General features: G+C 61.9%; 26 protein-coding genes. 11 read left to right on the top strand and 15 right to left on the bottom strand.

From position 1 onward, the window contains the following. Window positions 1-5: 5 nt before the first annotated feature. From hisC to V5F23_RS04340, 10 genes are all read right to left on the bottom strand, one after another. Complete coding sequence (hisC, locus tag V5F23_RS04385) at window positions 6-1,058, bottom strand: histidinol-phosphate transaminase (RefSeq protein ID WP_212803417.1); 1,053 nt, start codon at window positions 1,056-1,058, stop codon at window positions 6-8. Continuing rightward, complete coding sequence (gene hisD, locus V5F23_RS04380; RefSeq protein WP_042729871.1) at window positions 1,055-2,398, bottom strand: histidinol dehydrogenase; 1,344 nt, start codon at window positions 2,396-2,398, stop codon at window positions 1,055-1,057. The genes hisC and hisD overlap by 4 nt, the downstream gene beginning before the upstream one ends. Window positions 2,399-2,520: 122 nt before the next feature. Further along, complete coding sequence (gene hisG / locus V5F23_RS04375; protein WP_042729872.1) at window positions 2,521-3,156, bottom strand: ATP phosphoribosyltransferase; 636 nt, start codon at window positions 3,154-3,156, stop codon at window positions 2,521-2,523. Between the two features lie 146 nt (window positions 3,157-3,302). Next, window positions 3,303-4,568 carry a UDP-N-acetylglucosamine 1-carboxyvinyltransferase gene (gene murA, locus V5F23_RS04370; RefSeq protein WP_042729873.1) on the bottom strand — a complete coding sequence of 422 codons (1,266 nt, stop codon included), beginning with the start codon at window positions 4,566-4,568 and terminating at the stop codon, window positions 3,303-3,305. Window positions 4,569-4,590: 22 nt separating this feature from the next. Beyond that, the gene (locus V5F23_RS04365) at window positions 4,591-4,830 is read right to left on the bottom strand and encodes a BolA family protein (RefSeq protein ID WP_042729874.1); all 240 of its coding nucleotides are present in this window, start codon (window positions 4,828-4,830) and stop codon (window positions 4,591-4,593) included. Between the two features lie 113 nt (window positions 4,831-4,943). Beyond that, a complete protein-coding gene (locus V5F23_RS04360; protein ID WP_042729893.1) occupies window positions 4,944-5,249 on the bottom strand; it encodes an STAS domain-containing protein in 306 nt (101 codons plus the stop codon). A gap of 8 nt (window positions 5,250-5,257) precedes the next feature. Then, entirely contained in the window at window positions 5,258-5,911 is a 654-nt protein-coding gene (locus V5F23_RS04355) for an ABC transporter substrate-binding protein (RefSeq protein ID WP_042729875.1), read from the bottom strand. A gap of 11 nt (window positions 5,912-5,922) precedes the next feature. Beyond that, window positions 5,923-6,390 (bottom strand): outer membrane lipid asymmetry maintenance protein MlaD, encoded by a 468-nt coding sequence (gene mlaD / locus V5F23_RS04350; RefSeq protein ID WP_042729876.1) that lies wholly within the window; start codon window positions 6,388-6,390, stop codon window positions 5,923-5,925. Then, window positions 6,390-7,187 (bottom strand): lipid asymmetry maintenance ABC transporter permease subunit MlaE, encoded by a 798-nt coding sequence (mlaE, locus tag V5F23_RS04345; RefSeq protein ID WP_042729877.1) that lies wholly within the window; start codon window positions 7,185-7,187, stop codon window positions 6,390-6,392. Before mlaE ends, mlaD begins: the two co-directional genes overlap by 1 nt. Next, the gene (locus V5F23_RS04340; protein WP_042729878.1) at window positions 7,187-7,996 is read right to left on the bottom strand and encodes an ATP-binding cassette domain-containing protein; all 810 of its coding nucleotides are present in this window, start codon (window positions 7,994-7,996) and stop codon (window positions 7,187-7,189) included. The genes mlaE and V5F23_RS04340 overlap by 1 nt, the downstream gene beginning before the upstream one ends. Before the next feature lie 277 nt (window positions 7,997-8,273). Between V5F23_RS04340 and V5F23_RS04335 the strand changes: the two genes are divergently transcribed. The 10 genes from V5F23_RS04335 to V5F23_RS04290 all read left to right on the top strand — a co-directional run bounded on the left by V5F23_RS04335 (window position 8,274) and on the right by V5F23_RS04290 (window position 15,278). Beyond that, window positions 8,274-9,248, top strand: coding sequence for a KpsF/GutQ family sugar-phosphate isomerase (locus V5F23_RS04335; protein ID WP_042729879.1), 975 nt, complete (start codon window positions 8,274-8,276; stop codon window positions 9,246-9,248). Beyond that, complete coding sequence (locus tag V5F23_RS04330) at window positions 9,249-9,773, top strand: HAD family hydrolase (protein WP_042729880.1); 525 nt, start codon at window positions 9,249-9,251, stop codon at window positions 9,771-9,773. It abuts the gene before it with no gap. 7 nt (window positions 9,774-9,780) lie between these two features. Then, window positions 9,781-10,350 (top strand): LPS export ABC transporter periplasmic protein LptC, encoded by a 570-nt coding sequence (gene lptC / locus V5F23_RS04325; RefSeq protein WP_042729881.1) that lies wholly within the window; start codon window positions 9,781-9,783, stop codon window positions 10,348-10,350. Further along, window positions 10,337-10,882 (top strand): lipopolysaccharide transport periplasmic protein LptA, encoded by a 546-nt coding sequence (gene lptA, locus V5F23_RS04320; protein ID WP_042729882.1) that lies wholly within the window; start codon window positions 10,337-10,339, stop codon window positions 10,880-10,882. The genes lptC and lptA overlap by 14 nt, the downstream gene beginning before the upstream one ends. Beyond that, on the top strand, window positions 10,882-11,607 hold the full coding sequence (gene lptB, locus V5F23_RS04315; protein WP_018614004.1) for an LPS export ABC transporter ATP-binding protein: 726 nt from the start codon (window positions 10,882-10,884) through the stop codon (window positions 11,605-11,607). The genes lptA and lptB overlap by 1 nt, the downstream gene beginning before the upstream one ends. 164 nt (window positions 11,608-11,771) lie before the next feature. Then, on the top strand, window positions 11,772-13,265 hold the full coding sequence (locus V5F23_RS04310) for an RNA polymerase factor sigma-54 (protein WP_042729883.1): 1,494 nt from the start codon (window positions 11,772-11,774) through the stop codon (window positions 13,263-13,265). 76 nt (window positions 13,266-13,341) lie between these two features. After that, window positions 13,342-13,650 (top strand): ribosome-associated translation inhibitor RaiA, encoded by a 309-nt coding sequence (gene raiA / locus V5F23_RS04305; RefSeq protein WP_003178005.1) that lies wholly within the window; start codon window positions 13,342-13,344, stop codon window positions 13,648-13,650. A 12-nt stretch (window positions 13,651-13,662) separates the two neighbouring features. Then, entirely contained in the window at window positions 13,663-14,127 is a 465-nt protein-coding gene (ptsN, locus tag V5F23_RS04300) for a PTS IIA-like nitrogen regulatory protein PtsN (protein ID WP_042729884.1), read from the top strand. Between the two features lie 2 nt (window positions 14,128-14,129). Next, on the top strand, window positions 14,130-14,987 hold the full coding sequence (gene rapZ / locus V5F23_RS04295) for an RNase adapter RapZ (protein WP_042729885.1): 858 nt from the start codon (window positions 14,130-14,132) through the stop codon (window positions 14,985-14,987). Window positions 14,988-15,002: 15 nt separating this feature from the next. After that, window positions 15,003-15,278 carry an HPr family phosphocarrier protein gene (locus V5F23_RS04290; protein ID WP_042729886.1) on the top strand — a complete coding sequence of 92 codons (276 nt, stop codon included), beginning with the start codon at window positions 15,003-15,005 and terminating at the stop codon, window positions 15,276-15,278. On the opposite strand, the gene V5F23_RS04285 is transcribed toward V5F23_RS04290, so the two are convergent. The 5 genes from V5F23_RS04285 to pmbA all read right to left on the bottom strand — a co-directional run bounded on the left by V5F23_RS04285 (window position 15,257) and on the right by pmbA (window position 19,600). Further along, complete coding sequence (locus V5F23_RS04285; RefSeq protein ID WP_042729887.1) at window positions 15,257-15,889, bottom strand: superoxide dismutase; 633 nt, start codon at window positions 15,887-15,889, stop codon at window positions 15,257-15,259. The genes V5F23_RS04290 and V5F23_RS04285 overlap by 22 nt on opposite strands. Window positions 15,890-15,891: 2 nt before the next feature. Further along, the gene (locus tag V5F23_RS04280) at window positions 15,892-16,332 is read right to left on the bottom strand and encodes a tetratricopeptide repeat protein (RefSeq protein ID WP_042729888.1); all 441 of its coding nucleotides are present in this window, start codon (window positions 16,330-16,332) and stop codon (window positions 15,892-15,894) included. 26 nt (window positions 16,333-16,358) lie between these two features. Further along, window positions 16,359-17,735, bottom strand: a complete 1,377-nt coding sequence (locus tag V5F23_RS04275; RefSeq protein ID WP_042729889.1) for a class II fumarate hydratase — start codon at window positions 17,733-17,735, stop codon at window positions 16,359-16,361. After that, window positions 17,728-18,123, bottom strand: a complete 396-nt coding sequence (locus tag V5F23_RS04270) for a hypothetical protein (RefSeq protein ID WP_042729890.1) — start codon at window positions 18,121-18,123, stop codon at window positions 17,728-17,730. The genes V5F23_RS04275 and V5F23_RS04270 overlap by 8 nt, the downstream gene beginning before the upstream one ends. Before the next feature lie 130 nt (window positions 18,124-18,253). Then, a complete protein-coding gene (gene pmbA, locus V5F23_RS04265) occupies window positions 18,254-19,600 on the bottom strand; it encodes a metalloprotease PmbA (RefSeq protein WP_042729891.1) in 1,347 nt (448 codons plus the stop codon). Window positions 19,601-19,707: 107 nt separating this feature from the next. Between pmbA and yjgA the strand changes: the two genes are divergently transcribed. Beyond that, window positions 19,708-20,232: a ribosome biogenesis factor YjgA gene (gene yjgA / locus V5F23_RS04260; protein WP_042729892.1), complete on the top strand. Its 525-nt coding sequence runs from the start codon at window positions 19,708-19,710 to the stop codon at window positions 20,230-20,232. Window positions 20,233-20,384: the final 152 nt, after the last annotated feature.

Here is a 20,384-nt window from a genome sequence, read left to right as displayed (position 1 = left end):
GGGCTTTAGAGTTCGCCCAAGCCGTCGATCAGCGCCTGGTTCTGCTCCGGGGTACCGATGCTGATCCGCAGGAACTGGGCGATCCGCTCCTGCTTGAAGTGCCGCACGATGACGCCCTGCTCCCGCAGTTTGGCCGCCAGACCCGCCGCATCATGCCGAGGGTGGCGAGCGAAGATGAAGTTGGCCGCCGACGGCAGCACTTCAAAACCCTTGGCCTGCAGCTGCGCCACCACCCATTCGCGGTGCTCGATGACCAGGCGGCAGGTCTGCTCGAAATACTCGCGGTCGTCGAACGCCGCTGCGCCGCCGACATTCGCCAGCCGATCCAGCGGGTAGGAGTTGAAGCTGTTCTTGATCCGCTCCAACGCTTCGATCAGGTCCGGATGGCCCACCGCCAGGCCCACCCGCAACCCCGCCAACGAGCGGGACTTGGACAGGGTCTGGGTGACCAGCAGGTTCGGGTAACGGTCCACCAGGCGGATGGCCGTTTCGCCACCGAAGTCGATGTAGGCCTCATCGACCACCACCACCGACGCCGGGTTGGCCTTGAGGATCTGCTCCACCGCGTCCAGTGCCAGCAGGCAGCCAGTCGGGGCGTTCGGGTTTGGGAAGATGATCCCGCCGTTCGGCTTGGCATAGTCCGCCGGGTCGATCCGGAACTGCGCGTCCAGCGGCACCGCGTCGAACGAAATGCCGTACAGCCCGCAGTACACCGGATAGAAGCTGTAGCTGATGTCCGGGAACAGGATCGGCTGGTCGTGCTGCAGCAAGCCGTGAAAGATGTGCGCCAACACTTCGTCCGAACCGTTGCCAAGGAACACCTGGTTCCCCTGTACCCCGTAGTAGCGGGCCACGGCACTCTTCAACTGGTCACTGTTGGGGTCGGGGTACAAGCGCAGGTTGTCGTTCAACTCGGCCTGCATCGCCGCGAGTGCCTTGGGCGACGGCCCGAACGGGTTCTCGTTGGTGTTGAGCTTGACCAGTCGGGTCAGCTTCGGTTGCTCGCCCGGCACGTAGGGCACCAGGTCCTTGACGAACGGGCTCCAGAATTTGCTCATTTCAGTTTCCCCTGCCCTTCACTGGAAAGCTCATCGACAATGCGGTACTCGGCGCTGCGGGCGTGGGCGCTCAGCGATTCGCCACGGGCCAGCACGGAAGCCGTCTTGCCCAGCTCGGACGCACCCTGCTCGGAGCAGAAAATGATCGACGAACGCTTCTGGAAGTCATACACCCCCAGCGGCGACGAGAAGCGTGCGGTACCGGACGTCGGCAGTACGTGGTTGGGCCCTGCGCAGTAGTCGCCCAAGGCTTCGCTGGTGTGGCGGCCCATGAAGATCGCGCCGGCGTGACGGATCTTCGGCAACCAGGCCTGCGGATCAGCGACCGACAACTCCAGGTGTTCCGGAGCGATGCGGTTGGCGACCTCGATGGCCTGCTCCATGTCATCGACCTTGATCAGCGCGCCACGGCCGTTGATCGAGGTGTTGATGATCTCGGCGCGGTCCATGGTCGGCAGCAGCTTGTCGATGCTGGCGGCGACCTTGTCGAGGAACCCGGCGTCGGGGCTGACCAGGATCGCCTGGGCGTCTTCGTCGTGCTCGGCCTGGGAGAACAGGTCCATGGCGATCCAGTCCGGGTCGGTCTGGCCGTCGCACACCACGAGGATCTCCGAAGGACCGGCGATCATGTCGATGCCCACCTGGCCGAACACGTGGCGCTTGGCAGTGGCGACATAGATGTTGCCCGGCCCGACCACCTTGTCGACCCGCGGCACGCTTTCGGTGCCATAGGCCAACGCAGCCACGGCCTGGGCGCCGCCGATGGTGAACACCCGGTCCACCCCGGCGATGCAAGCAGCCGCCAACACCAGCTCGTTGAGTTCACCGCGCGGGGTCGGCACCACCATCACCACTTCGGCCACGCCCGCGACCTTGGCCGGGATGGCGTTCATCAGCACCGACGATGGATAGGACGCCTTGCCACCCGGTACGTACAGGCCGGCACGGTCCAGCGGCGTGACCTTCTGGCCCAGCACCGTGCCATCGGCCTCGGTGTAGGTCCAGGAGTCCTGCTTTTGCCGTTCGTGATAGTCGCGTACCCGGGAGGCGGCTTTTTCCAGGGCTTCGCGCTGGGCCACGGTGATCCGGGTCAGGGCCAGCTCCAGGCGCTCGCGCGGCAGGATCAGGTCAGCCATGGACGCCGCTTGCAGGCCGTCGAACTTCTGGGTGAACTCCACCAACGCGGCATCGCCACGCTCGCGCACCGCCTTGATGATGTCCAGCACCCGCTGGTTGACCGAGTCGTCTGACACACTTTCCCAGCTCAGCAGATGATCCAGATGATGTGCGAAATCCGGATCGGCAGCGTTGAGTCGGCGAATCGAAGTGGGAGCGGTCATAGCGAGGGCCTCATTAATGGCAAATGCTCAGGCGCCCTAAGCTACCAGTCCATTCGCGTGGGCACCTGAGAAAATTGGCTATGACACGGATAGACGGGCGCGACCGAAGTCGCGCAGGTGTATCAGCCGCGGTGTCGCGATTCCACTGCCTTGCGCAGGGTATCGATCAAAGCCTGGATACGGGCGTGCTGCATTTTCATCGAAGCCTTGTTGACGATCAGCCGGGAGCTGATGTCCGCGATGAAATCCTGGGGCTCCAGGCCGTTGGCCCGCAGGGTATTACCGGTGTCGACCACGTCGATGATCTTGTCCGCAAGGCCGATCAGCGGCGCCAGTTCCATTGAACCGTACAGCTTGATGATATCGACCTGGCGCCCTTGCTCGGCGTAATAGCGTTTGGCAATGTTGACGAATTTGGTCGCCACCCGCAGACGCCCCTTGGGCTGCGGCGCGCCGACTTTACCGGCGGTCATCAGCTTGCAACGGGCGATTTGCAGGTCCAGGGGCTCGTACAGGCCCTGGCCGCCGTATTCCATCAGCACGTCCTTGCCGGCAACGCCCAGGTCGGCCGCGCCATGTTCAACGTAGGTTGGCACATCAGTGGCACGCACGATCAGCAAGCGCACGTCGGCCTGAGTCGTGGGGATGATCAGCTTGCGGCTCTTGTCCGGATTCTCGGTCGGCACAATGCCCGCTTCAGCCAGAAGCGGCAGGGTGTCGTCAAGGATACGGCCCTTGGACAGTGCGATGGTCAACATGGAAAGCGTCAGTCCTTATCAAGGTACTCGTGCCCGGACGCAAACGGCGCCGGACACACATCGAGGGTGCAAACACCCTCGATTTGAAACGAATCAAAGGACGCGTCCTTGCGCCCACGGAAAGTGCCTGAGCAGCGCCTTTCCAACTAGCCCGGTACGCGGCGGATCTTGGCGCCGAGCATCTGCAGTTTCTCTTCGATGCACTCGTAGCCACGGTCTATGTGGTAGATGCGGTCGATCAGGGTGTCGCCTTCGGCAATCAGGGCCGAGATCACCAGGCTGGCCGAGGCCCGCAGGTCGGTGGCCATCACTGGCGCGCCCTTGAGCTTCTCGTTGCCGGTGACGATGGCGGTGTTGCCTTCGACCTGGATCTTGGCGCCCATGCGATGCAGCTCGTACACGTGCATGAAACGGTTTTCGAAGATCGTCTCGATCACCGCGCCCGTGCCTTCGGCAATCGCGTTGAGGGAGATGAACTGGGCTTGCATGTCGGTCGGGAACGCCGGGTACGGAGCGGTCCGCACGTTAACGGCCTTTGGCCGCTTGCCGTGCATGTTCACTTCGATCCAGTCTTCGCCACAGGTGACTTCGGCGCCGGCTTCCTTGAGTTTTTCCAAAACCGCTTCGAGGATGGTCGGATCGGTGTCCTTGACCTTGACGCGGCCACCGGTGACGGCAGCAGCCACCAGGTAGGTGCCGGTTTCGATCCGGTCCGGCATCACCTTGTAGGTGGCCGAATGCAAGCGCTCGACGCCGTCGATGGTGATGGTGTCGGTGCCGGCACCGCTGATCTTGGCACCCATGGCGATCAGGAAGTTCGCCAGGTCCACCACTTCAGGCTCGCGCGCGGCGTTCTGCAACACGCTGCGGCCCTTGGCCAACGCCGCGGCCATCATGATGTTCTCGGTCCCGGTCACGCTGACGGTATCGAAGAAGAAATGCGCGCCACGCAGGCCGCCTTCAGGTGCCTTGGCCTTGATGTAGCCGCCTTCGACGTCGATCACCGCGCCCATGGCTTCCAGGCCGCGGATGTGCAGGTCCACCGGACGCGAACCGATGGCGCAACCGCCAGGCAAGGCGACTTCGGCTTCGCCGAAGCGGGCGACCATCGGGCCCAGGACCAGGATCGACGCACGCATGGTCTTGACCAGTTCATACGGTGCGACCAGGGTCTTGATGGTGCGCGGGTCGATCTCGACGGCGAGTTTCTCGTCGATCACCGGCTCGATGCCCATGCGGCCGAACAGCTCGATCATCGTGGTGATGTCGTGCAGGTGCGGCAGGTTGGCCACGGTCACCGGGCCATCGCACAGCAGGGTCGCGGCCAGAATCGGCAGAGCGGAGTTCTTTGCCCCGGAAATACGGATTTCGCCATCAAGACGAACGCCGCCGGTAATAATCAGTTTATCCATAAGAATCTCGACGCCCTTGGGCTCAGGTGCGCTCGGCCCAGGCCGCGCTGCTGAAAAATTTCATAGTGACCGCGTGGATGCTGCCATCGGTGATCCATGGGTTCAAATGGGCATAGACCTGCTGCTGACGCTTCACCGGGCTCAATGCCGCCAGTTCATCGCTGATCACGTTCAACTGAAAGTTGCAGCCTTCGCCTTCAACTTCCACCTGCGTACCTGGCAGTTTTGCTTCAAGGAAGCTCTTAACTTCTACAGCCTGCATGCTCAACCTCAATCGGCGCCCAGTGCGCGCGGGTCGCACATCATACAAAAAAGCCCCGCGCCTGCGAACCCCGCATAGCAGGACTCTGACAGGGGGCTTCTCGCGGATGTGGGTCAGGGGTGCGCCAACAGCTCGGTCAATTCGCTGACCTGGGCTATTTCGCGCATGTCTTCGGGCATCGCGCGGATGCTCCACGTCTTGCCGGCCGCCTTGGCGTCCCGGATGAAGCACAGCAGCAGCGACAAGCCGACACTGCTGGACTTCTGCACCGCCGAGCAGTCAATGACCACTTCGGCGGCACCGGAGGACTTAATCAGCGCCTGGCCCTGCTTGCGCAAGGCCGGGCCGGTGCGATAGTCCAGCACACCACTGAGCATCAGCTCGCCGGCCTGGCCCGGACGAACGGCCGACTCACTCACCGGCTCGATCATTGTTCCTGCTTCTCTTTGGCTTCTTCGGTCACTTCCTTGGCCTTGGCGACTTCGCCAGCCCAACCGTCGATGGTCTTGTCCAGGTTGTTGCCATTGCGCTGCATCGCGTCGGCGAACTGGTCACGGAACAGTTTGCCAATGTTGATGCCGTTGATGATCACGTTGCGCACTTTCCACTCGTCGTTGATCTTCTCGAGCGTGTAGGAAACCGGGTAGACCGCGCCGTTGTTGCCCTTGACCTGCATGTCGACGCTGGTGCGGGTGCCGCTCTCATCCTTCGCCGGCGAGACGGTGATGCCCTGGTTGTTGTACTCGAGCAACGCGTTGCCGTAGAACTGCATCAGGCTGCGCTTGAAGTTTTCCTGGAAGCGGGCCATCTGCGCAGGGGAAGCCTTGCGCGAGTACTTGACGGTCATGATGCTCTTGGAAATGCCGTCGGCGTCCACGACCGGGCCGACGATACCGTTGAGCGCGTCATAGAACGCGCTCGGGTCTTGCTTGTATTTCTCTTTGTTGGCGGCAAGGTCTGCCAGCAACCGGGTGGTGGTGTCCTGGATGATGTCGTGAGCCGAAGGCGCGGCCACGGCGTTGCCCATCAGCGGCAGCGCCGCGAGCAACACCAACAGGCCACGTCGCAAGATAGAGATCATTCAAAAGCTCCTCATTTGGCGTCTTTGCTAACGGTATTGAGCAGGAATTTACCGATCAGGTCTTCGAGCACCAGGGACGACTGCGTATCGTGGATGGTTCCGCCGTCCTTGAGCACGGTTTCTTCCCCGCCTACGCTGAGGCCAATGTACTTCTCGCCCAGCAGCCCAGCCGTGAGGATAGATGCCGTGGTGTCAGTCGGCAGGTTGTCCACGCGCTTTTCCAGCTGCAGCGTCACCCGACCGGTGAAATCCTCTCGGTTCAGATCGATTGCCGTGACCTTGCCGATGGTCACACCGGCCATGGTCACCTTGGCTCTGACAGTCAAACCGGCGATATTGTCGAAATAAGCATAAAGTTTATAAGTGTCGGTGCTTGCCGTCGGCGCCAGCCCACTGACTCGCAGGGCCAGCAGCAGCAAAGCCAGGATGCCAGCCAGCAAGAAAAGGCCGACACCGATTTCCAGGGTGCGGTTTTGCATCAGAAATCTCCAAACATCAAGGCGGTCAGAATAAAGTCAAGGCCCAGGACCGCCAGCGAGGCGTACACCACGGTCTTGGTTGTGGCACGGCTGATCCCCTCTGACGTGGGCTCACAGTCATAGCCTTGAAACACGGCGATCCAGGTCACCACGAAAGCGAATACGGCACTTTTGATCACGCCGTTGAGCACATCGCCGAGGAAGTCGACGCTGTTCTGCATGTTGGACCAGTAGGAACCTTCATAGACCCCCAGCCAGTCGACCGCGACCCAGGAACCGCCCCAGATCCCGACGACGCTGAAGATCATCGCCAGCACCGGCAGGGAAATGAAGCCGGCCCACAGGCGCGGGGCAATGATGTACTTGAGCGGGTCCACGCCGATCATTTCCAGGCTGGACAGTTGCTCGGTGGACTTCATGTTACCGATTTCAGCCGTCAACGCCGAACCGGCACGCCCGGCGAACAGCAGCGCGGTCACCACCGGGCCGAGTTCGCGCAGCAGGGTCAGCGCGACCATCTGCCCGACGGCCTGCTCCGAGCCGTAGCTGGACAGGATGCTGAAGCCTTGCAGGGCCAGCACCATGCCGATGAAGATCCCGGAGACCACGATGATCACCAGGGACATCACGCCCACGGCATGCAATTGCTTGACCAGCAGGCCAAAACCGCCGCCGGTGGAGTTGCGGCCCAGCAAGGCGTGCATCAGGAACAACGAGGAACGGCCCAGCACGGCCACCACGTCGATACCCGATCGGCCAAACAGGCGGATTCTTTCCAGTAATGATTTCTTGCGCATCAGCGCTTCCCCAGCAGATCGGTACGGTAATCCGTGGCCGGAAAATGGAACGCCACCGGGCCGTCCGGATCACCCTTCATGAATTGGCGAATGCGCGGGTTGTCCGAGTCCTTGAGCTCCTGGGGCGTGCCCTGCCCCAGCACCTGGCCATCGCCCACCACGTAGATGTAGTCCGCGATGCTGGCGGTTTCGGCCAGGTCGTGGGACACCACGATACTGGTGATGCCCAGCGCGTCGTTGAGCAGGCGGATCAGGCGCACGAGCACGCCCATGGCGATCGGGTCCTGCCCGACGAAGGGTTCGTCGTACATGAGGATCTTCGGATCGAGGGCAATCGCCCGCGCCAGGGCGACCCGGCGCTTCATGCCGCCGGACAGCTCGTCCGGCATCAGGTCGAGGGCGCCACGCAGCCCGACGGCCTGCAACTTGAGCAGCACGATGTCGCGGATCATCTCTTCCGGCAGGTCGGTATGGACCCGCAGGGGAAAGGCCACGTTCTCGAAAACGTCCAGGTCGGTAAACAATGCACCACTCTGGAACAGCACGCCCATGTGCTTGCGCGCATCGAACAGGTCGCTGCGCGACAACTGGGGAAGATTCTGGCCATTGACCCAGACTTCGCCGGCACTGGGACGCAACTGCGCGCCCATCAGCCGCAGCAACGTGGTCTTGCCGCACCCGGAAGGCCCCATGATGCCGGTCACCTTGCCGCGTGGAATGCGAATATCGATGTCATTGAAAATGCTGCGCGTCCCTCGCTTGAAGGACAGCCCCTTCAGCTCGACCGCGTAAGCGTTGTCGGCACTCATCTAAACTCCTTGCGATGCAGCCTCACATTCGAATGCCCCGGCCTGCCGACAAACGCCGGTACCGCCGGGCACCCGAACCGGCGGCGAACTATATCACTGCAACACCCTTGCGCCCAAGGCCCAAGCCTGGGGCCAGTCGGCCTGGATCCACGGATAAAGACCACACTTTGTGTCAGGCCGGGCGACCCATTCACACAAAGCATGACGAACTTACGTGAGGGAATTGTTCATTGCCGCTATAATCGCCGCCTTTTCATCGGGCTATACGATTTCTGACATGAGCCAATCCAGCGACCTGATTCAATCGGCACAACGTACCATCCGCCTCGAGCTCGAAGCCGTACAAGGCTTGCTGCCCCATATCGACGCTGATTTCGTACGCGCCTGCGAGATGATTCTGGCCAGCAAGGGCCGCGTGGTCGTGGTCGGCATGGGCAAGTCCGGGCACATCGGCAACAAGATTGCCGCCACGCTGGCCAGCACCGGCACCACGGCATTTTTCGTTCACCCGGCCGAAGCCAGCCACGGCGACATGGGCATGATCACCCGGGATGACGTCATCCTCGCCCTGTCCAACTCCGGCTCCACCAATGAAATCGTCACGCTGCTGCCGTTGATCAAGCGCCTGGGCATCCAGTTGATCAGCCTCACCGGCAACCCCGACTCGCCCCTGGCCAAGGCCGCCGACGTGAACCTTAACGTGCATGTCGAGCACGAAGCCTGCCCGCTGAACCTGGCACCGACCTCATCCACCACCGCCGCGCTGGTCATGGGCGATGCCCTGGCCGTGGCCCTGCTGGAAGCCCGGGGTTTCACCGCCGAAGACTTCGCCTTCTCCCACCCCGGCGGCGCCCTCGGCCGTCGCCTGCTGCTGAAGGTCGACGACGTGATGCACGCCGGCCAGGAGTTGCCGCAGGTGCAGCGCGGCACCTTGCTCAAGGATGCCCTGATGGAGATGACCCGCAAGGGCCTGGGCATGACGGTGGTCCTGGAAGCCGACGGCAAGCTGGCCGGGATCTTCACCGACGGCGACCTGCGCCGCACCCTGGACCGCACCATCGACATCCACAGCGCCACCATCGACCAGGTGATGACGCCCCACGGCAAGACCGCCCGCGCCGAGATGCTCGCCGCCGAGGCCCTGAAGATCATGGAAGACCACAAGATCAACGCCCTGGTGGTCGTCGACGACGAAGACCGTCCGGTGGGCGCCCTGAACATGCACGATCTGCTGCGTGCGGGAGTCATGTAAATGAGCACAGACCTGTTGCAACGCGGCAAGGCCATCAAGCTGGCGGTATTCGATGTGGACGGCGTACTGACCGACGGTCGCCTGTATTTCCTCGAGGACGGCAGCGAGTTCAAGACCTTCAACACCCTCGACGGCCAGGGCATCAAGATGCTGATGGCCGCCGGCGTGCAGACCGCGATCATCAGCGGCCGCAAGACCCCGGTGGTCGAACGGCGCGCCAAGAACCTCGGCATCCCGCACCTTTACCAGGGGCGCGAGGACAAACTCGTCGTCCTCGACGAACTTCTGGGCCAACTCAACCTAAGCTATGAACAGGTGGCCTACCTCGGTGACGACCTGCCGGACCTGCCGGTGATCCGCCGCGTCGGCCTTGGCATGGCCGTGGCCAATGCGGCCGGCTTCGTACGCGAGCACGCCCACGGTGTGACCACGGCGCGCGGCGGCGAAGGCGCGGCCCGCGAATTCTGTGAACTGATCCTGCGCGCCCAGGGCCGCCTCGAAGCGGCCAACGCCGCGTACCTGTGAGCCAATTATGCTGAGCAAGAAGATTCGCACCATCGTGGTGTTTGCCTGTATCGCGGCGATTTTCGCGGCGGTGGGCTACTGGAACATCAGCCCGGAACGGTTTCTCGACCAGCCCGCGCCGGTGGTCGAGGAAAAGATCGACTGGTATGCGACCAACACCCACACCCTGCAATACCTGCCCGACGGAAAAGTGCAGTACGAAATGACAGCCGACAAGGTCGACCACGTCAAGGCAACCGACATTACGCTGGTCACCACGCCGGACCTGAACATGTTTCGCGGCACCGAGTTTCCGTGGCACGTGCAGAGCAAGCGCGCCGAAGTCAATTCCGGCGGCACCGAAGTGGAGTTGATCGACTCGGTGCGCGTGGCCCGGACCGACGAGAAGAACCGCACGACCATCATCACCAGCACACGCATGACGGTGTTCCCGCAGCAACAATATGCGCAGACCGAGCAACCCGTTAGAATCGACGGCGCCGGGGGTGTATCGACCGGCACGGGAATGAAGGCGTATTTGAAGGAAAGCAGGATACACCTGCTATCGAACGTAAGAGGACAGTATGAAGCTCGCTAAAACCCTCCCTATTTTGCTCAGTCTGGGCGCAGCACTGGGAAGCGCGAGCGCCTGGGCTCTTCCCAACGACCGCGACCAGCCTATCCGCATCCAGGCCGACGACGCCCAATTGGACGACAAGAACGGCGTAGCCACCTACAAGGGCGATGTGATCATCACCCAGGGCTCGATGAAAGTGACCGGCAACACCGTGACCATCACGCGCACCCAGTCCGGCGACATCGACGTGGTGACCTCGGTCGGCAACCTGGCCTACTTCGAGCAGTTGCAGACCGCCGGCGACACCAAGCCTGTGCAGGGCTATGGCGTGACCATCCAGTACCACGCCTCCCAGGACCGCGTCGTTCTGATCGACCGCGCCAAGGTCGTCGACAAGGACAACAACGTCACCCAGGGTGAGAAGATCGTCTACGACACCAACAAGAAACTGGCCAGCGCCGGTCGCGCCACCGGCAGCAAGGTGACCGAGCAGCGCCCACGGATCGACATGGTGATCCAGCCTAAAAAGAAAACCGACCAGAAGGCCCAGTAATGGCAACTCTGAAAGCTCAGCACTTGGCCAAGAGCTACAAGAGCCGTCAAGTCGTGCGTGATGTCAGCCTGTCCATCGACAGCGGCCAGATCGTCGGCCTGCTCGGCCCCAACGGCGCGGGCAAGACCACCTGCTTCTACATGATCGTCGGCCTGGTCCAGGCCGACCAGGGTCGCGTACTGATCGACGACCTGGATGTCAGCCACCAGCCGATGCACGGCCGGGCCAAGGCCGGTATCGGCTACTTGCCGCAAGAAGCGTCGATCTTCCGCAAGCTGTCGGTCGCCGACAACATCATGGCGATCCTCGAGACCCGCAAGGAACTCGACAAGGCCGGTCGTCGCCAGGAACTGGAAAGCCTGCTGCAGGAATTCCATATCAGCCACATTCGCGACAACCTGGGCATGAGCCTGTCCGGTGGTGAACGGCGCCGGGTGGAAATCGCCCGGGCCCTGGCCACCGCACCGAAGTTCATCCTGCTCGACGAACCCTTCGCCGGCGTGGACCCGATCTCGGTGGGCGACATCAAGCAGATCATCCACCACCTCAAGGCCAAGGGCATCGGCGTGCTCATCACCGACCACAACGTGCGCGAGACCCTGGATATCTGCGAGACCGCCTATATCGTCAATGACGGCCAGTTGATCGCCGAAGGCGACTCCGCCGCCATCCTGGCCAACGACCTGGTCAAGGAAGTGTACCTGGGCCATGAGTTCCGCCTGTAAGCACGAGTGTCTGGCGAATCGCCGCGGGCATTGCTGATTTTATTATGGTGATGCCCTAGGCAAACACTTCAGTTTCAGGCATATAATTTGCTTAAGTTTGGCGCTTCGGCGCCCTGTAGTGGATGGCGCATGTGCGCCGGCGAATAAGGTGTTAAGCCCCTGCCATGAAACCATCGCTAGTCTTGAGAATGGGCCAGCAGCTGACGATGACGCCGCAGCTGCAACAGGCCATCCGCCTGCTCCAATTGTCGACCCTGGACCTGCAACAGGAAATCCAAGAGGCTCTGGAGTCCAATCCGATGCTCGAACGCCAGGAAGAAGGCGACGACTTCGACAACACCGACCCGCTGGCCGACAACGTCGAGCAGAAGACCAACACCGAGATCCCCGAACCGTCCTACCAGGAAGCCGCCCCGACGGTGGACAACCTCGAGGACGGCGAATGGAACGAACGCATTCCCAACGACCTGCCCGTGGACACGGCCTGGGAAGACGTCTACCAGACCAGCGCCAGCAGCCTGCCGAGCAGCGATGACGACGAGTGGGACTTCACCACCCGCACCTCCGCCGGCGAAAGCCTGCAAAGCCACTTGCTGTGGCAGTTGAACCTGGCGCCGATGTCCGACACCGATCGCCTGATCGCCGTCACCCTGATCGACTGCATCAACAACCAGGGCTACCTGGACGAGACCCTGGAAGAAATCCTGGAAGCCTTCGACCCCGAGCTCGACATCGAGCTGGACGAGATCGAGGCCGTTCTCCACCGGATCCAACAGTTCGAGCCGGCCGGCATCGGCGCCCGCAACCTGGGCGAATGCCTGCTGCTGCAACTGCGCCAGTTGCCGGCCAAGACACCCTGGCTGACCGAAGCCAAGCGACTGGTCACCGACTACATCGACCTGCTGGGCGGCCGCGACTACAGCCAGTTGATGCGCCGCATGAAGCTCAAGGAAGACGAACTGCGCCAGGTCATCGAACTGGTGCAGAGCCTCAACCCGCGCCCCGGCTCGCAGATCGAATCCACCGAACCCGAATACGTGGTGCCCGACGTCATCGTGCGCAAGCACAACGATCGCTGGCTGGTCGAGCTGAACCAGGAGTCGGTGCCCAAGCTGCGGGTCAACGCCCAGTACGCCGGCTTCGTCAGGCGCGCCGACACCAGCGCCGACAACACCTTCATGCGCAACCAGTTGCAGGAAGCGCGCTGGTTCATCAAGAGCCTGCAGAGTCGCAACGAAACCCTGATGAAAGTGGCCACCCAGATCGTCGAGCATCAGCGCGGCTTCCTGGAGTACGGCGACGAAGCGATGAAACCGTTGGTCCTGCATGACATTGCCGAGGCAGTGGGCATGCACGAGTCGACGATTTCCCGGGTAACCACCCAGAAATTCATGCATACCCCACGGGGCATCTATGAATTGAAATACTTTTTCTCCAGCCATGTCAGCACCTCCGAAGGCGGCGAATGCTCGTCCACGGCCATCCGCGCAATCATCAAGAAACTGGTGGCTGCGGAAAATCAGAAAAAGCCGTTGAGTGACAGCAAGATCGCTGGTTTACTGGAGGCACAAGGCATTCAGGTGGCCCGCCGTACCGTCGCCAAGTACCGCGAATCCCTCGGGATCGCACCTTCGAGCGAACGCAAGCGGTTGATGTAACAGGCCACGCCACAGCGTTCCAGTGGCAGGCATTTCTGCCTGCCGCTTTATGCACTGGCAACGAAGGAGAAGCTGTATGCAAGTCAACATCAGTGGACACCAACTGGAAGTGACCGAACCCCTGCGCACCTATATCGGCGAAAAACTCGACCGATTGGAAAGGCATTTCGACAAGATCACCAATGTGCAAGTCACGATGAACGTCGAGAAGCTGCTGCAGAAAATCGAAGCCACGTTGCATATTCCCGGCGGAGAGGTGGTTGCCAATGCGGAGCACACAGACATGTATGCCGCGATTGACCTGCTGACCGACAAGCTGGATCGCCAACTCAAAAAGCATAAGGAAAAGACCCAGAGCCTCCTCCAGGGCGCTACCGGTCGTTAACCCCCCCAATCCATGATCCGACTAGAAACCATCCTGACCCCCGGCCGTTCCCTGGTGAACGCGCCGGGCGGCAGTAAAAAGAAAGCCCTCGAACAAATCGCCAACCTGATCCACCGCGAAGTGCCGGATCTGGAAATGCAGGACGTCTTCGAGGCCCTCGTTGCCCGTGAAAAACTCGGCTCCACCGGTTTTGGCAACGGCATCGCCATTCCTCACTGCCGCCTCAAGGGATGCACCTCGCCCATCAGCGCGTTGCTGCACCTTGAAGCCGCCATCGATTTCGACGCCATTGACGGCGCACCGGTCGACCTGCTGTTCGTACTGCTGGTCCCGGAAGCGGCGACCGATGCGCATCTTGAGCTGCTGCGCCAGATCGCCAGCATGCTGGACCGCAAGGAAGTGCGCGAAAAATTGCGCAGCGCACCGACTAACCAAGCCTTGTATCAGGTTGTCCTGGACGAGCAGAACGGTCATTAAACATGCGCATGATCATCGTCAGTGGTCGCTCCGGCTCCGGTAAAAGCACGGCCCTCAATGTGCTTGAGGACAGCGGCTACTACTGCATAGACAACCTGCCCGCCGGCTTGCTGCCGGAGCTGGCCGAGCGCGCGATGATCCATACCGAGCTGGCGCAGCCTTTGGTGGCGGTGTCCATCGACGCGCGCAACCTGCCTAGCCACCTGTCGCGTTTCCCGGCCCTGCTCGAGGAAGTGCGCAGCCGGCACATCCAGTGCGATGTCTTGTACCTGGATGCTGATGAAGAAACACTGCTCAAGCGGTTTTCCGAAACCCGCCGGCGCCACCCGCTGAGCAACGCCAATCGCTCCCTGGCCGAAGCCATCGAGGATGAGAGCCAACTGCTGGGGCCGATTGCCGACCTGGCGGACCTGAAGGTCAATACCACGAACCTGAACCTGTATCAGCTGCGCGACACCATCAAGTTGCGCCTGCTGAACCAGCCGGAGCCAGGTACGGCGTTCCTGGTGGAGTCGTTCGGGTTCAAACGTGGCATGCCCGTGGACGCCGACCTGGTGTTCGACGTGCGCTGCCTGCCCAACCCTTATTGGAAACCGGAGTTGCGCGAGCAGTCCGGGCTCGACCAACCGGTAATCGACTACCTGGCCGCACAGCCGGATGTCGAAGAGATGTACCAGGATATTTCCAGCTACCTGCTCAAGTGGCTGCCCCGCTTTGCCGCCAGCAACCGTGCCTACGTCACGATTGCCATTGGCTGCACGGGCGGCCATCACCGCTCCGTCTACCTGACCGAACGCCTGGGTCAGCTCCTGCAACAATCCCTGAAGAATGTCCAGGTTCGCCACCGCGACCTCAGTTAAAGGATTCACATCGCGATGCCTGCTCAGGAAATAGAAATCATCAACAAGCTGGGGCTGCACGCCCGGGCTTCAGCCAAATTCGTTGGCGTGGCAGGCCGGTTCAAGGACACGACTATCCGCGTCGGTCGGACGCCTGAAACCATGATCGACGGCAAGAGCATCATGGCCATGATGATGCTCGCTGCCGGCAAGGGCACCAAGATCCACCTGGCCACCGAAGGCGAAGAGGCGCAGGAAGCGATGGATGCCCTGGTGGCCTTGATCAACAACTATTTCGACGAAGGCGAATAAGCGCCTAGCGCGGCCTCGTAGCGCCGCGCCACTTCTGGCCAGTTGATCACGTTGTAGAACGCGCTGATGTATTCGGGCCGACGGTTCTGGTAGCGCAGGTAGTAGGCGTGCTCCCACACGTCCAGCCCCAGGATCGGCGTATTGCCATTCATCAGCGGGCTGTCCTGGTTGCCGCTGCTTTCCACCACCAGGGTATTTTGCAGTGTCACGCTCAGCCAGGCCCAGCCACTGCCGAAGCGGGTGAGCGCGGCCTTGGTGAAGGCTTCCTTGAAACGCTCCAGGCCACCCAGTTGCGTTTCGATCGCTTCGGCCAAGGCGCCTTCCGGCCGCCCTCCCCCCTGGGAACTCATCACCTCCCAGAACAACGAATGGTTGGCATGGCCACCGCCCTGGTTGATCACAGCGGCTTTCAGGTCCTGGGGCAATTGCGCCACACTGGAAACCAGTTTCTCGACGGGCCAGCTGGCGTATTCGGTGCCCTCTACCGCAGCGTTGAGGTTGTTGATGTAGGTCTGGTGATGCTTGGTGTAGTGGATTTCCATGGTCTGCGCATCGATGTGCGGCTCCAGGGCGTCGTAGGCGTAGGGCAATGCAGGCAAGGTAAAAGCCATTTTCAATGAACTCCGTAATGAACCGGGGCATTGCACGGCCGCGATGAGGCGGCATCGCAGTGCAGCAGGCGTTGGGTGCGAGGGTATTCGCCGTGCTCGCTGATGAAATTCAGCAGTTCGACGTAGGTCTTGTGGCTCTGGCGCAGCGCCGCTGCACGCAGGGCCGGTGCCAGGCGTTCGTCCTGCATGGTTTGCAACAGGCGTTGGTGAATGGCGCACAGGTACTCGACGCTCTCCTCCGGCTGGTTCAGGCACAAGTGCAGGTCCGCCAGGTTGTGATGGGAAACGACACAGGCAGCCACGGCTTCATCGGCGTCCGGCCAGCGCTCGAACAACACCTGGGCCAAGGCCAGTGCCTGCAGATAGGCTTCCCGGGCATCCACCCACTCGCCCAGCCTGAACCAGCGATTGGCGCGTTCGATCGTTCGTTTCCAGTGTTCCATGATCAATCCTCCACAGGTGTGTCGGGTTAAACGCCGCCAGCGGTGAGCTTCTCGGGGTCCAGCAGAACCTCGAGTTCGCTACGGCTCAGATGGGTGTATTCCAGGGCGACATCGATGACCGGGCGGCCTTGCCGGTAGGCCGTCTTGGCGATTTCAGCGGCCTTCTGGTAACCGATGATCGGGTTCAAGGCGGTAACCAGGATCGGATTGCGCGACAACGCATCCTTGAGCCGGGCTTCGTTGACCTTGAACGTGGCGATGGCCTTGTCCGCCAGCAAACGGCTGGCGGTGGACATCAGGGCAATGCTGCTCAACAGGTTCTGGGCGATGATCGGCAACATCACGTTCAGTTCGAAATTACCGGACTGACCGGCGACGGTGATCACCGTGTCGTTGCCGATGACCTGGGCTGCCACCATCGCCGTGGCTTCGGGGATCACCGGGTTGACCTTGCCGGGCATGATCGACGAGCCCGGCTGCAGGCCTTCGAGCTCGATCTCGCCCAGGCCAGCCAACGGCCCGGAATTCATCCAGCGCAGGTCGTTGGCGATTTTCATCAGCGACACCGCAGTGGTCTTGAGCTGGCCGGACACTGCCACGGCAGTGTCCTGGGAACCGATCAGCGCGAACAGGTGCTTGCCTGGAGTGAATTGCACCCCGGTCAATTGCGTCAGTTGCTGGCTGAACAGCTCGGCGAAACGCGGATGGGCATTGACCCCGGTGCCCACCGCCGTACCGCCCTGGGCCAGCGCTTGCAGGCTCGGCAGCAAGTCCTGCAGGTGACCGATGTTGGCCTTGAGTTGCTGCGCCCAACCCTCGAGCACCTGGCTCAAGCGCACCGGCATGGCATCCATCAGGTGGGTACGGCCGGTCTTGATGAACGGGTGGACCTGCACGGCCTTGTGCTCGATCACCTGCACCAGGTGCAGCAACGCCGGCAGCAATTGTTCGTGCAGGGCCAGCGCGGCGCTGACATGAATGCTGGTGGGAATGATGTCGTTGCTGCTCTGGCCGCAATTGACGTGGTCGTTGGGGTTGATCGGCTCGCCCAGCAACCGGCTGGCGAGGGTAGCGAGCACTTCGTTGGCGTTCATGTTGGAGCTGGTGCCGGAGCCGGTCTGGAAGATGTCCACCGGGAAATGCGCCATAAAGTCGTCTTCGAGCAAACCCTGGGCGGCCTCCACGATCGCCTTGCCCTGGGCCGCGCTGATCTGCCCCAGCTCGACATTGGCCCGGGCGGCGGCGGCCTTGGCCAGGATCAGCGCGCGAATGAATTGCGCGGGCATACGCTGGCCGCTGATGGGGAAGTTATCCACCGCACGCTGGGTTTGCGCACCGTAGAGGGCCGCCTCCGGGACCTGAAGCTCGCCCATGCTGTCGCGTTCGATACGGGTATTACTCATCGGAAGATCCTTGCACCAGTTCAATAAGAGGGATCGACGGCTCCAGGGCGCAGGTCGCCAGCGCCCAGGCATGCGCCTGCCAACGCTTCAGGCGGCAGCCGCACAGGGATTGTCGTTCGAGGTCACGCAGGGGGCGCCACGCCTGGTCGAGGCAGAGGGTTCGCCAGTGCCAGGGCAACGCGACATCCGAAGCGGTGTCGAGCAGCAGGCGGAATGCGGTTTCGCCAATCATCCACGGCGAAGTGACGGTGCAGCAGGCCAGGTAACGACCTTCGGCCAGGTAGTGCTCGATGAGCCGCGGCTCGTCCGGGTCCATTGCGCAACGGATCTGGCGACTCATCCAGCGCCAGCTTTCGAGGTAGGGTGGCTCGTGCAGTGCAGAACTCATGACCGGGCTCATTCGGAAAATGAGATTCATTATTAAATGATAATCAAACTCAACACAAGAGAAGTCCACGGACATAAAAAAAGCGCGTCCCCCCCGTCAGGGAGAACGCGCCTTTTCATTGCGTTGGCGATCAGCTGCCCGCCACCATCATTCGTTCGATCAGCACCGAACCGGTGCGGATATTACTGCGCAGCTCCAAATCATTACCCACGGCGACAATCTGCTTGAACATGTCACGCAGGTTGCCGGCAATGGTCACCTCCTGGACCGGGAACTGGATCTCGCCGTTCTCGACCCAGAAACCCGCCGCGCCGCGCGAGTAATCACCGGTCACCATGTTCAGGCCATGGCCCATCAGTTCGGTCACCAGCAAGCCGCGGCCCATCCGCCGCAGCAACGCCGCCTGGTCTTCCTCGCCATGGGTCACGAACAGGTTGTGCACGCCACCCGCGTTGGCGGTGCTTGGCATGCCGAGCTTGCGGCCCGAATAGGTGCCGAGGATGTAGGACACCAGTTCACCGTTCTCCACGAACGGCTTGGCATAGGTCGCCAGGCCATCGCCGTCGAACGCGGAACTGCCCATGGCCTGCATCAGGTGTGGGCGTTCATCGATGGTCATCCATTCCGGGAACAGTTTCTGGCCCAGGGCGCCCTCGAGGAACGACGACTTGCGGTACAGGTTGCCGCCGGACACCGCCGACAGGAAGCTGCCGAACAGCCCACCGGCCAGCTCGGCGGAAAACAGCACCGGCACTTCGCAGGTGGGGACCGGCCGTGCGCCGAGACGGCTGGCCGCCCGCTGCGCGGCTTTCTGGCCGATGCTCAGCGGGTCCGCCAGCAATGTGCCTTGGCGGTTCACGTCGTACCAGTAATCGCGCTGCATCTGGCCGTTCGCCTCGGCGATCATGACGCAACTGAGGCTGTGGCGCGTCGAAGCATAGCCGCCGATGAAGCCGTGGCTGTTGCCATAGACCCGGCACCCCTGGTGGGTATTGAGCGTCGTGCCGTCGGCATTCTTGATTCGCGCGTCGGCATCGAACGCCGCCGCTTCGCAGCGCAGCGCCTGCTCGATGGCTTGTTCGGGCGTGATGTCCCAGGCGTGGAACAGGTCAAAGTCGCGCGCCTCCTTGCACATCAGCGCGGCGTCGGCCAGCCCCGAGGCTTCGTCTTCGGACGTGTGCTTGGCAATCGCCAGTGCAGCGGCGACGGTTTCGCGAATGGCGTCCGGGCCGCTGGCCGAGGTGCTGGCCGAACCCTTGCGCTGGCCGACGTACAACGTGATGCCAAAACCCTGGTCGCGATTGAACTCGACGGTTTCTACCTCGCGCTGGCGTACCGACGTCGACAAGCCCTGCTCCAGCGACACCGCCACTTCACACGCGCTGGCACCCTGGCGCTTGGCCTCGGCGAGGATCTGCTCGACCTGCTCCTGCAGTGCCGGCAATGCTTGCGGGCCGACGCTCTGAACTGCACTCATTGGTTTTCTCCATCAAATTCGGCTTTCGGTTAGGCCTTCGAGCGACCGGGCCGGACAAGCGGCCCCCGACTGGTTATCATGGCGGCGTTTCTTTGCGGACTGCCACCATGGTTGATTCTTACGACGACGCCCTCTACGGGGGCGAAAAAAGCAAATCCCAGGTCAAACGCGAGCTGCATGCTCTGGTTGACCTCGGCGAGCGCCTGACAACACTCAAGCCTGACTTGCTGGCCAAACTGCCCCTGACCGACGCCTTGCGCCGGGCCCTGGCCGATGCGCCCAAGCACACCGCGAACATCGCGCGTAAACGGCACCTGCAATTCATCGGCAAACTGATGCGCGACCAGGACACTGACGCCATCCTGGTGCTGCTCGATCAACTCGATGCTTCCACCCGGCAATACAACGAACGTTTCCACAACCTGGAGCGCTGGCGCGATCGCTTGATCGCAGGCGACGACGGCACCCTGGAAAAATTCGTCATCGACTACCCGGAGGCCGATCGCCAGCAACTGCGCTCCCTGATCCGTCAGGCCCAGCACGAGGTGGCGCAGAACAAGCCGCCGGCCTCGAGCCGTAAAATCTTCAAGTACATCCGTGAGCTGGACGAGACCCAACGCGGTTTGCGCTGATCGCTCACGCCCACTCCCCTTTGGGAGTTGCCTTTGTTGTGGCGAGGGAGCTTGCTCCCGCTCGGTCGGTACGACGCCTCGGGCGTAGCGACCGCATTGGGGCTACTGCGTAGCCCAACGGGAGCAAGCTCCCTCGCCACAATGAGTTACAC

This window comes from Pseudomonas sp. WP18, assembly GCF_036689585.1.
In the GTDB taxonomy this organism is placed as follows: domain Bacteria; phylum Pseudomonadota; class Gammaproteobacteria; order Pseudomonadales; family Pseudomonadaceae; genus Aquipseudomonas; species Aquipseudomonas chlororaphis_E.
The sequence above is the reverse complement of the archived record's forward strand: the minus strand, read 5'-3'. Positions and strand labels throughout refer to the sequence as shown.

Coding starts and splice junctions, on each gene's coding strand:
- hisC (WP_212803417.1), bottom strand. CDS start 1,058: ATGAGCAAATTCTGGAGCCCGTTCGTCAAGGACCTGGTGCCCTACGTG.
- hisD (WP_042729871.1), bottom strand. CDS start 2,398: ATGACCGCTCCCACTTCGATTCGCCGACTCAACGCTGCCGATCCGGAT.
- hisG (WP_042729872.1), bottom strand. CDS start 3,156: ATGTTGACCATCGCACTGTCCAAGGGCCGTATCCTTGACGACACCCTG.
- murA (WP_042729873.1), bottom strand. CDS start 4,568: ATGGATAAACTGATTATTACCGGCGGCGTTCGTCTTGATGGCGAAATC.
- V5F23_RS04365 (WP_042729874.1), bottom strand. CDS start 4,830: ATGCAGGCTGTAGAAGTTAAGAGCTTCCTTGAAGCAAAACTGCCAGGT.
- V5F23_RS04355 (WP_042729875.1), bottom strand. CDS start 5,911: ATGATCTCTATCTTGCGACGTGGCCTGTTGGTGTTGCTCGCGGCGCTG.
- mlaD (WP_042729876.1), bottom strand. CDS start 6,390: ATGCAAAACCGCACCCTGGAAATCGGTGTCGGCCTTTTCTTGCTGGCT.
- mlaE (WP_042729877.1), bottom strand. CDS start 7,187: ATGCGCAAGAAATCATTACTGGAAAGAATCCGCCTGTTTGGCCGATCG.
- V5F23_RS04340 (WP_042729878.1), bottom strand. CDS start 7,996: ATGAGTGCCGACAACGCTTACGCGGTCGAGCTGAAGGGGCTGTCCTTC.
- V5F23_RS04335 (WP_042729879.1), top strand. CDS start 8,274: ATGAGCCAATCCAGCGACCTGATTCAATCGGCACAACGTACCATCCGC.
- V5F23_RS04330 (WP_042729880.1), top strand. CDS start 9,249: ATGAGCACAGACCTGTTGCAACGCGGCAAGGCCATCAAGCTGGCGGTA.
- lptC (WP_042729881.1), top strand. CDS start 9,781: ATGCTGAGCAAGAAGATTCGCACCATCGTGGTGTTTGCCTGTATCGCG.
- lptA (WP_042729882.1), top strand. CDS start 10,337: ATGAAGCTCGCTAAAACCCTCCCTATTTTGCTCAGTCTGGGCGCAGCA.
- lptB (WP_018614004.1), top strand. CDS start 10,882: ATGGCAACTCTGAAAGCTCAGCACTTGGCCAAGAGCTACAAGAGCCGT.
- V5F23_RS04310 (WP_042729883.1), top strand. CDS start 11,772: ATGAAACCATCGCTAGTCTTGAGAATGGGCCAGCAGCTGACGATGACG.
- raiA (WP_003178005.1), top strand. CDS start 13,342: ATGCAAGTCAACATCAGTGGACACCAACTGGAAGTGACCGAACCCCTG.
- ptsN (WP_042729884.1), top strand. CDS start 13,663: ATGATCCGACTAGAAACCATCCTGACCCCCGGCCGTTCCCTGGTGAAC.
- rapZ (WP_042729885.1), top strand. CDS start 14,130: ATGCGCATGATCATCGTCAGTGGTCGCTCCGGCTCCGGTAAAAGCACG.
- V5F23_RS04290 (WP_042729886.1), top strand. CDS start 15,003: ATGCCTGCTCAGGAAATAGAAATCATCAACAAGCTGGGGCTGCACGCC.
- V5F23_RS04285 (WP_042729887.1), bottom strand. CDS start 15,889: ATGGCTTTTACCTTGCCTGCATTGCCCTACGCCTACGACGCCCTGGAG.
- V5F23_RS04280 (WP_042729888.1), bottom strand. CDS start 16,332: ATGGAACACTGGAAACGAACGATCGAACGCGCCAATCGCTGGTTCAGG.
- V5F23_RS04275 (WP_042729889.1), bottom strand. CDS start 17,735: ATGAGTAATACCCGTATCGAACGCGACAGCATGGGCGAGCTTCAGGTC.
- V5F23_RS04270 (WP_042729890.1), bottom strand. CDS start 18,123: ATGAGTTCTGCACTGCACGAGCCACCCTACCTCGAAAGCTGGCGCTGG.
- pmbA (WP_042729891.1), bottom strand. CDS start 19,600: ATGAGTGCAGTTCAGAGCGTCGGCCCGCAAGCATTGCCGGCACTGCAG.
- yjgA (WP_042729892.1), top strand. CDS start 19,708: ATGGTTGATTCTTACGACGACGCCCTCTACGGGGGCGAAAAAAGCAAA.